Origin of the sequence: Azoarcus sp. L1K30 (assembly GCF_018122735.1) — a bacterium.
Taxonomy (GTDB): domain Bacteria; phylum Pseudomonadota; class Gammaproteobacteria; order Burkholderiales; family Rhodocyclaceae; genus Parazoarcus.
This window is the reverse complement of sequence record NZ_JAGRRD010000001.1, coordinates 4,108,164-4,116,564: the sequence shown is the minus strand read 5'-3', so window position 1 is coordinate 4,116,564 and position 8,401 is coordinate 4,108,164. Positions and strand designations below refer to the sequence as shown.

Annotated in this window: 9 protein-coding genes; all 9 read right to left on the bottom strand. The window is 62.4% G+C overall.

Annotated elements, in window-relative coordinates:
• Nucleotides 1–319: 319 nt before the first annotated feature.
• The 9 genes from J5J83_RS18895 to frdA all read right to left on the bottom strand — a co-directional run bounded on the left by J5J83_RS18895 (nt 320) and on the right by frdA (nt 8,250).
• The gene (locus J5J83_RS18895; RefSeq protein WP_212351479.1) at nt 320–1,036 is read right to left on the bottom strand and encodes a hypothetical protein; all 717 of its coding nucleotides are present in this window, start codon (nt 1,034–1,036) and stop codon (nt 320–322) included.
• Between the two features lie 54 nt (nt 1,037–1,090).
• Nucleotides 1,091–1,792 carry a hypothetical protein gene (locus tag J5J83_RS18890; protein ID WP_212351478.1) on the bottom strand — a complete coding sequence of 234 codons (702 nt, stop codon included), beginning with the start codon at nt 1,790–1,792 and terminating at the stop codon, nt 1,091–1,093.
• Nucleotides 1,793–1,796: 4 nt separating this feature from the next.
• Complete coding sequence (locus tag J5J83_RS18885; RefSeq protein ID WP_212351477.1) at nt 1,797–2,711, bottom strand: hypothetical protein; 915 nt, start codon at nt 2,709–2,711, stop codon at nt 1,797–1,799.
• 167 nt (nt 2,712–2,878) lie between these two features.
• Complete coding sequence (locus J5J83_RS18880) at nt 2,879–3,763, bottom strand: DNA-3-methyladenine glycosylase 2 (RefSeq protein ID WP_212351476.1); 885 nt, start codon at nt 3,761–3,763, stop codon at nt 2,879–2,881.
• 4 nt (nt 3,764–3,767) lie between these two features.
• On the bottom strand, nt 3,768–4,844 hold the full coding sequence (gene ada, locus J5J83_RS18875; protein ID WP_212351475.1) for a bifunctional DNA-binding transcriptional regulator/O6-methylguanine-DNA methyltransferase Ada: 1,077 nt from the start codon (nt 4,842–4,844) through the stop codon (nt 3,768–3,770).
• A 116-nt stretch (nt 4,845–4,960) separates the two neighbouring features.
• Complete coding sequence (frdD, locus tag J5J83_RS18870) at nt 4,961–5,329, bottom strand: fumarate reductase subunit FrdD (RefSeq protein WP_249115785.1); 369 nt, start codon at nt 5,327–5,329, stop codon at nt 4,961–4,963.
• Nucleotides 5,326–5,724, bottom strand: coding sequence for a fumarate reductase subunit C (locus J5J83_RS18865; protein WP_212351474.1), 399 nt, complete (start codon nt 5,722–5,724; stop codon nt 5,326–5,328). The genes frdD and J5J83_RS18865 overlap by 4 nt, the downstream gene beginning before the upstream one ends.
• Nucleotides 5,721–6,467, bottom strand: coding sequence for a succinate dehydrogenase/fumarate reductase iron-sulfur subunit (locus tag J5J83_RS18860; RefSeq protein WP_212351473.1), 747 nt, complete (start codon nt 6,465–6,467; stop codon nt 5,721–5,723). Before J5J83_RS18860 ends, J5J83_RS18865 begins: the two co-directional genes overlap by 4 nt.
• Nucleotides 6,460–8,250: a fumarate reductase (quinol) flavoprotein subunit gene (gene frdA / locus J5J83_RS18855; RefSeq protein ID WP_212351472.1), complete on the bottom strand. Its 1,791-nt coding sequence runs from the start codon at nt 8,248–8,250 to the stop codon at nt 6,460–6,462. Before frdA ends, J5J83_RS18860 begins: the two co-directional genes overlap by 8 nt.
• Between the last annotated feature and the right edge of the window lie 151 nt (nt 8,251–8,401).

The window sequence follows — 8,401 nt, the reverse complement described above, 5'->3', positions numbered from 1 at the left end:
CTTCAGCGCACTACACCGCAATGAACAGGTGAGTTTGCCGGGTGCTTACAGTACCTCGTCATCCTCGATCAACAGAATGCGCACACCCCCTCCTGCGTGCTGACGGCTCGCACGACCGAAACGCCACGACCAGATTGTCCATACGGATCACTCGAAAGACATTGCACGCCCCGGATCAGACACACGCACGTACCGGCGGCCGCGATCGACCCCCTCAATATACGCTGTCTGTCGCGGTGAATCAGGCGGTCGCATTCACATCAGCATCACACGTAATGCGTGCCTCTCGCCGCTGCCGGCGGCAAGGCACGACGGGCGCTCACGGTTCATCACAGCGCCACGCCTCGACCTGATCAAGGATCATTCTGTCGATCTCGGGGTAGTACTTCAGGTTCTGCGAGGCAATGTGATATTGGATTGAGAGTTCCTTGGTATTCAGATTGCGCATGCACTCAAACATGCCGGATGCTCCGCCGCTCCAATCACTGCAGCTTCCCCACAGCCAGTCGCTGCCCGTTAGCGTGAACTTGCCATCCGGTTGCAGATGAACGAAATACCACCTTGCTGGCTCCCCATTATCCGGATGCCTGCGCGCAACGAGGCGGGCCATACCCATCGACGCATCCGGAATCGGACGAGTTTCGGGAAAACTCTTCCGGTCCGAACGAATGCTCTCTTTCAGCCCCTCAAGACTGATCAAAGGTCGGATGGACGGACTGACATGCTGAAACAGGGGCGTGCCGACATCGGACACTGCATTGACAAAACGCTGCCATTCAGGCGCATAGCGCAGGACCCAATCGAGTGGAAATTCGATTTTCATGAAACTGCTGCCAGGATCCGTGTCATATTCACTTTTCTTGGCGTCCGGGAAATCTCTGTCGGACAAGGCAACGAGGCCTGCGGGTACGCAGTAGTAATGCGCACCGAAGCGCTGCTTGATCACCGGTTCGTCAATTACCTGAAACACGAACGCGCAGAGCAACAATGCGCCGAGAATGCCGATAACGGCGCGGCGGCCCAGCGTAGAAGCCATCAACGGGCGCCCACGCCTTGCTGCCTTGTTCGACATCGGTGAGCTAGACACCTGTCAATCGTCATCACAGCGCCACGCCTCGACCTGATCAAGGATCATTCTGTCGATCTCGGGGTAGTACTGAAAATTTTGCGAAGCGATATCGTATTGAATTGAGAGTTCTGAGGTATTTAACTTACGCGTGCACTCAAATGACTCGGACTGCCCAGAGGTCCATTTATTGCAGCTTCCCCATAACCAATCGCTGCCCGAGAGATTGAACTCACCATCCGGCAGCAGCTTGACGAAATACCACCCCGTGGGGGTTCCGTCGTCCGGATGTCTCTCTGTAACCAAACGTGCCATGCCCGTCTTCGCGTCCGGGATGGGTCGGGTTTCAGGAAAGCTCTTTCGGTCCGAACGAATACCTTCTTTCAATTTATCAAGACTGAGCAGAGGACGAACCGCCGGGCTGATGTGTTGAAACAAAGGCGAAGCGAATTCGGGCCTCGCATCAATGACTTGGTTCCAGCTTGGGGCATAGCGCAGGACCCAATCGAGAGGAAAATCGAGAAGCATGAAACTGCTGCCGGGATCCGTGTCATATTCGCTTTCTTTGGCGTCCGGAAAATCTCTGTCGGACAAGGCAACGAGGCCTGCGGGTACGCAGTAGTGATGCGCACCGAAGCGCTGCTTGATCACCGGTTCGTCGTACACCTGCAATCCGAACAGGACCAGCACCACCCCACCCAGCAATATCCCAAACATCCGCTTCATGCCGTCAACGCTCCGCACCCGGACCAGGATACCCCTCGTCCGAATCACAGTCGTGGCAGTACAAGGCGCCGTAGATGCGGAACTCGACGTCATCGGGCACCGCTTTGAGCCAAGTCCCACCATAGGTGTCGGGCTCCACCCCGAAACGCTTGAAAGCGGCATGATGATAGTGTGCGATTTGTCTGGGGCTCAATAGGCCTTTTTCGTTACCATAGTGCTCTCTGTAGTCCTCTCTGACATATTTTGCGTGCTGGCGCGCAACCTCCTTGCCGACCTCCCGAATCTTCTCTCTCTCCTGACGCATGGTTCCGCGGAAGCCGGCCTTGTTCAGCCCGACACTCAGATTGACCACCGTGCTGCGCACCATGCCTTCCCAGTATGCAAATCCGTGATGGTTCCAGTACGCCGGGTCGCCATTCTCGATTGCGTCGCGATATTCGCGTGCCGATGCACACCACAGGCCGAAGCCGATCCGCGCAATCGGATCGAGTTTGGTCAGACGGCTGTGCCAAAAAGCGCGAATGTCGCCCGCCTCTATCGAGCGGTATTCCTCATCGGTGATGGACAGGTCCGGCCGCACGGCGGTCGCGGTGCCATTGAGCACCGGGGTGGGTGCCGCACTGCCGCCTGGCTGCGCACTCAGGATGACGTAGGTCGGGCTGCCGCCACGCAGCAGCGACTTGATACGCGTCAGGACATCGTTGTCGCTCAATGGAATGCTCGACGCCCCGCCGGTGGCGCGAACGAGCACTTTTCTGAGGCACTGCATCGCTAGCGGATTACCGATGCACTCGATGAGCCGGGTCTCGGGCGAGCGCTCGATCAGCCCATGCAGACCGGCAGCAATGGCTGAACGCGGCGTGAGAATCCAGTTTCCGCGGCGGGACGGGACGGTGATGGCGGGTTGCAGGGTTGTCATTGGAATCGGCTGGCAGTTGCGTGCACGACGTCGTGCACGCCATGAAAATCCTGCAATGATAACACTGGCATAACGCACTTGGCATGCACGACGATTTCCATGGGATATACATCGCGGACTGCACGATCCGCCTGTTCACCGCACCGGAGCCGCCTCGTCACACCGTTTCAGCACGCCCACAGATGCGCGGCCACCAGCGCACGCCATGGCGAGCATCCGGCCAGCCAGCGTTCGGCCTCTTCCGCGCCGATTTTTTCCTCCCCCCCGAGCAGCCGCTCGAGACCGCGACGCACCGCGACGTCGCCATGCAGCGAGCCATCAAGCCAGCCGAATCCGCGCAAAAGCGCATAGCTGGCCGTCCACGGACCGATACCGGGAACCGCCAACAGACCGGCGCGGATATCGTCGACCGGCATGGTCTCCGCCCATCTCTCGAGTGGCAGCGCATCGTCGAGCACCGCAGCGCTGAATGCCGTCAGGGTGCGGGCCTTGGCGTGCGAGAAGCCCGCCGCGCGCAGTTCGGTCTCGGAGAGCGACGCGACCCTGGCTGCATCCGGATAACACAGCAGGCCGCCGCTGTGCGCCACCCCCGCCACCTGAATCAGCCGCCGCCGGATCGCCACCGCGGCGCCCACGCTGATCTGCTGCCCCGTAATCGCCCAGCTCACCGCCTCGAATGGCGTGGACGCGACCGGCACGCGCAGGCCAGGATTGCGCGCGATCAGACGACCGATCTGCGGATGCTCGCGCCAGTCGCGCTCGAAAGTCTCGATCGCCTGCGTCAGACCCAGCATCCTTTCGATCATGGATCTCAGTGCGGACACATCCTGCGCGGCATCCTGTGTATCGGCGTCCAGGGTCGCCTCGACCTGCCCCGCACCGAACACGATGCGCAGGCAGGCCGGCGCCCCCGACCAGACCAGGCCCTTGCTCACGCTCGCGGGCCCCACCCGCTCGGCCACCTCCTGCGCATCCCGGCGGTGGAATTCCAGCATGTCCGCAATGCGGAAGCCGGGCGGCAGATCGAGCGTGCAGTGAAGCCGCACCGGCATCCGTTCAATCCTCCTTCGCTTCCCGCTCGAGCAGGGCCTGCTTGCGCGCCCCCCCCCAGCGATAGCCGGACAGGCTGCCGTCATTGCGCACGATACGGTGACAGGGAATGGCCACCGCCAACGTATTGGCCGCGCAGGCGCCGGCCACGGCACGCGCGCCGTTCGGGCTGCCGACGCGCTCAGCCAGCTGTGCGTAACTCAAGGTCTTGCCCGCCGGAATCTCGCGCAACGCCTGCCACACCCGCTGCTGGAAGGCCGTACCGCGAATGTCGAGCGGCAGGTCGAAGCCTGTGCCCGGCGCCTCGACGAAGGCAACCGTGCGCGCGACCAGCGCATCGAAATCCGGATCGTCACCCACCAGCGCAGCGTTCGGAAACCGGTCCTGCAAATCCTCCACCAGCCGTTGCGGATCGTCACCGAGCGAAATCGCACACACCCCGCGGGCACTCGCCGCCACGAGAATCGCCCCCAGCGCACAGGACCCGACGGCGAAACGGATTTCCGCGCCCGCGCCACCCGCGCGAAACGCACCCGGACGCATGCCCAGCAAGGCGGCGGACTGCTCGTAGAAGCGACTGCTGGCATTGAAGCCGGCATCGAAGATGGCCTCGGTGACACTCGCGCTATTGCGCAGGCTCGCTTGCACCCGGTGCGCCCGGCGTCCCGCCGCGTAAGCAGTCGGTGTCAGCCCGGTCACCGCCTTGAACACCCTTGATACGTGCCATGTGCTCACTCCGGCCCGTGCTGCAAGCTCAACCAGACCCGGCGTTGCGTCAGCGTCATCGATGAAGCGGCACAGGTCTGCGACCATCGCCGCATGGCGTTGGTCGAGCGGCGGCTGATCGGGGCGGCAGCGCTTGCAGGGGCGAAACCCCGCGGCGCTGGCGGCTGCGGCATCTGCATGAAAATCGACGTTCTCCGGCCTTGCCGCACGCGCACCGCAGGACGGGCGGCAGAACACCCCGGTGCTCCTGACCGAATACACGAATCGCCCATCTGCCGCCGCATCGCGGGCCACCACCGCCGCCCAGCGCGGATCATTCACCACGCGCATTGCGCGCACTTCGTTTGCTCGGCTCATGGCTTGGATGCTCCTGAATGCATCACTTCGACTGTTTCATCCTAGCAATGCCGAGACACGCCGACACTCCGCTCCTTGCTCCTGAATTCACACCGTCCGCGGACATGCCGACGCGATCAGAATCCGATGAGCAGCAAGGCCCAGGCCACGATCAGCGTACCGAGCAGCGCACCGCCATAGCACACCAGCCTCGCGACCATTCCCGCATGGATGCCGACATCGTGCAGGCTGTGAAAGACCCGATGTCCGGCATGCCACAGGAAGAGCGGAACGATTGCGAACACGAAGGCCTTGCCGAGCCAGTGCCCGGTGAAGGCCATCATGTTGGCGTAGCTCATCGCGTCGGGCGCGAGGATGAAGCCGAGCGGTGCCGCGATGCCGGTAATGAACACCAGCATCGGCCCCAGGAGTGCGGCGAGCATGCCGCCGGCCCCGAACAGGCCCCAGAAAATCGGTGCATTGGAACGCTTCAGCGGGCGGCTCATCGCGTCATCCCCCATACCAGTCCGAGCAGGATCAGGCTCGCCACCACGGTGGCGGCCAGCCCTGCGCCGGTAATCATCGCGGGCGCCACGCGCTTGCCGCCGATTACGAGCGGCGGCATGGTCTTGGGCATGATCTTGAACCATGACCAGCTGTGGTAAGAAATCATCGCCAGCACCGCAAGATGAAAAAGGAGCGCCAGCGGATGCTTCATCGCTGCGAGCCAGCCGTTCCACGCCGCTTCGCCCTGTGCCAGACACACCAGGCCCACCAGCAGCACGACACCATAGGCCGCCACGAACAAGGCGCTGCCCTCGTGAATCATGTACTCGACGAAGAACGGGTTCTTGCGCCACCAGCCGGCCATCGGCCGCACATATGGACGACGCTTGCTCATGTCCGGCTCCCCTTCGGCTTCAGGAAGCCGAGAAAATAGTCGGCGGCAGCGGTGGTCTTGTTCTGGTTGACCGCATTGGCGGGGTCCACATGCTTGGGACAGACCTCAGAGCAATAGCCCACCGCAGTACAGTTGAACACGCCCTCTTCCGCCGCAACCAGTTCCATCCGCTGCGCCGCGCCGCCATCGCGCGAATCGGCGTTGTAGCGGTGCAGCAGCGCAAGTGCGCCGGGGCCGACGAAGTCCGGATTCAGTCCGTACTGCGGGCAGGCCGCATAACACAGCAGACAATTGATGCACGAGCTGAACTGCTCGTACTTTTCCAGCTGAGCCGGCGTCTGCAAGTATTCGCCCTGTTCCAGCGTGCGCGGCTCTTTCGGGATGATGTAGGGCTGGATGCGCTCCAGCTTGTCGATGAAGTCCTCCATCACCACGACCAGATCGCGCTCGATCGGGAAGTGGTTGAGCGCCTCGATCCGCACCGGCCCCGGCGCCAGATCGCGCAGAAAGGTCTTGCACGACAGCGCCGGCTTGCCGTTGATCATCATGCCGCAGCTGCCGCAGATCGCCATTCGGCAAGACCAGCGGAAGCTCAGGGTTTCATCCAGTTCGTCCTTGATGTGCAGCAGCCCCTGCAAGACCGACATGTCGTCGGTGAAGGGCACCTCGTAGGTCTGGAAAACAGGCCCGGCATCCTGCTCCGGACGGTAACGCAGTACCTCCATGGTGATCGTCCTAGCCATTGCCGGCCTCCTTCGCGAGTTTCTCCGCCTTCTCGCCAGCCGCGCCATAAGCGCGAACGGCAGGCCGCGAATGCGTGATCTTCACGTCACCGTAGCCAATTCGGGGCGGTCCCGCGCCATCGTAATGGGCCAGCGAATGCTTCAGAAAGTGCTCATCGTCACGTTGTTCAAAACCATCCAGACGCTGATGGGCGCCTCGCGACTCCTTGCGATTGAGCGCCGAACAGGCCATCGCCTGCGCCACATCGAGCTGAAAACCAAGCTCGATCGTGAGCAACCAGTTGTTGTTCCACACACTCGATTTATCCTGGATGCCGACATTGCGAAAGCGCTGGCGCAATTCATCCAGTGTGTCGCAGGCCGCCTGCATGGTATCGGCCAGACGGTAGATGCCGCAGCCACTTTCCATGGTCGTCGCCATCTCACGGCGCAGCTGGGCGATGCGCTCGGTGCCGTCGGTCCGGGTCAATAGGGCGCGCGCGTCTTGCTCGACCTTCTGCGCCTGCTTAAGCAAAGTGGCTGAATCGCGCCGCGTAGCCGATTTCGCAAAGGCGGCCGCCTCGAGCCCGGCGACCTTGCCGAACACGCATAACTCCGCGAGCGAGTTCGACCCCAGCCGGTTCGCGCCATGGATGCCGACACTGGAGCATTCTCCTGCGGCATACAGGCCGGGCAAGGGCGAGGCGCAGCGGCCGTCAACGAGAATGCCGCCCATGGTGTAATGCACCGCGGGCCGCACCGGAATCGGGGTCAGCGCCGGGTCGACACCGAGAAACTCCTCGGCCAGTTCGTAAATCTGCGGCAGGCGTTCACGCAGCCTCTTCTCGCCCAGGTGGCGCAGGTCGAGATGCACCACCGCGCCCTGCGGCCCGTCGATGGTGCGGCCTTTCTGTTGCTCGTGCCAGAAGGCCTGACTCAGGCGGTCGCGCGGCCCCAGCTCCATCGCCTTGTTGCGCGGCTCGGGTTCGGCCGGCCCGAGGCCATAGTCCTGCAGGTAGCGATAACCGTCCTTGTTGAGCAGGAAGCCGCCCTCGCCGCGACAGGCCTCGGTAAACAACAGCCCGGTGCCGGGCATGCAGGTCGGATGGTACTGGACGAACTCCATGTCGCGCAGCGGTACACCGTGACGATAGGCCAGCGCCATGCCGTCGCCGGTGACGATGCCGCCGTTGGTATTCTCGCGAAATACCCGCCCCGCACCACCGGTGGCAAAGATCACCGCACCGGCTTCAATCAGGGTGAATTCGCCAGAGGCGATCTCGATGACCGCGACACCCTGCGCACGCCCGTCCTCGACGATGAGATCGGCACAGAAATACTCGTCGAAACGCTTGATCGACGGGTACTTGATCGAGGTCTGGAACAGGGTGTGCAGCATGTGGAAGCCGGTCTTGTCGGCGGCGAACCAGGTGCGCTCGATCCTCATGCCGCCGAATGCGCGCACGTTTACATGGCCGTCGGGCTTGCGGCTCCACGGGCAGCCCCAGTGCTCGAGCTGCACCATTTCTTCCGGACATTGGGCGACGAAGTAATCCACCACATCCTGCTCACACAGCCAGTCGCCGCCGGATACCGTATCGTTGAAATGGTGCTCGAAACTGTCATGCGACTGCACCACGCCGGCCGACCCGCCCTCCGCCGCGACCGTATGGCTGCGCATCGGATAGACCTTGGACACCAGTGCGATCTTCAGCGCCGGATCGGATTCAGCCACCGCAATCGCTGCGCGCAAGCCTGCACCGCCTGCACCCACGATCACGACATCAGCCTCGTAAACCTCCATCGACGGCCCTCCTGTTGCATATTGAACGGAGTGATCCACGTGACTCAGGCATATCCATACCCGTCCACGATCAGGTCGGCGTCGCGCCACCGCCCTGCAGCGTCGACAGTGTCAGCATATCGCCATCGGCTCGGAAGAGCACCACAATCCG

Excerpts from the sequence above, each read along its gene's own strand:
- J5J83_RS18885 (WP_212351477.1), bottom strand. The coding sequence starts at position 2,711 with ATGACAACCCTGCAACCCGCCATCACCGTCCCGTCCCGCCGCGGAAAC.
- J5J83_RS18890 (WP_212351478.1), bottom strand. The coding sequence starts at position 1,792 with ATGAAGCGGATGTTTGGGATATTGCTGGGTGGGGTGGTGCTGGTCCTG.
- J5J83_RS18860 (WP_212351473.1), bottom strand. The coding sequence starts at position 6,467 with ATGGCTAGGACGATCACCATGGAGGTACTGCGTTACCGTCCGGAGCAG.
- frdA (WP_212351472.1), bottom strand. The coding sequence starts at position 8,250 with ATGGAGGTTTACGAGGCTGATGTCGTGATCGTGGGTGCAGGCGGTGCA.
- ada (WP_212351475.1), bottom strand. The coding sequence starts at position 4,844 with ATGAGCCGAGCAAACGAAGTGCGCGCAATGCGCGTGGTGAATGATCCG.
- J5J83_RS18880 (WP_212351476.1), bottom strand. The coding sequence starts at position 3,763 with ATGCCGGTGCGGCTTCACTGCACGCTCGATCTGCCGCCCGGCTTCCGC.
- J5J83_RS18865 (WP_212351474.1), bottom strand. The coding sequence starts at position 5,724 with ATGAGCAAGCGTCGTCCATATGTGCGGCCGATGGCCGGCTGGTGGCGC.
- frdD (WP_249115785.1), bottom strand. The coding sequence starts at position 5,329 with ATGAGCCGCCCGCTGAAGCGTTCCAATGCACCGATTTTCTGGGGCCTG.
- J5J83_RS18895 (WP_212351479.1), bottom strand. The coding sequence starts at position 1,036 with ATGGCTTCTACGCTGGGCCGCCGCGCCGTTATCGGCATTCTCGGCGCA.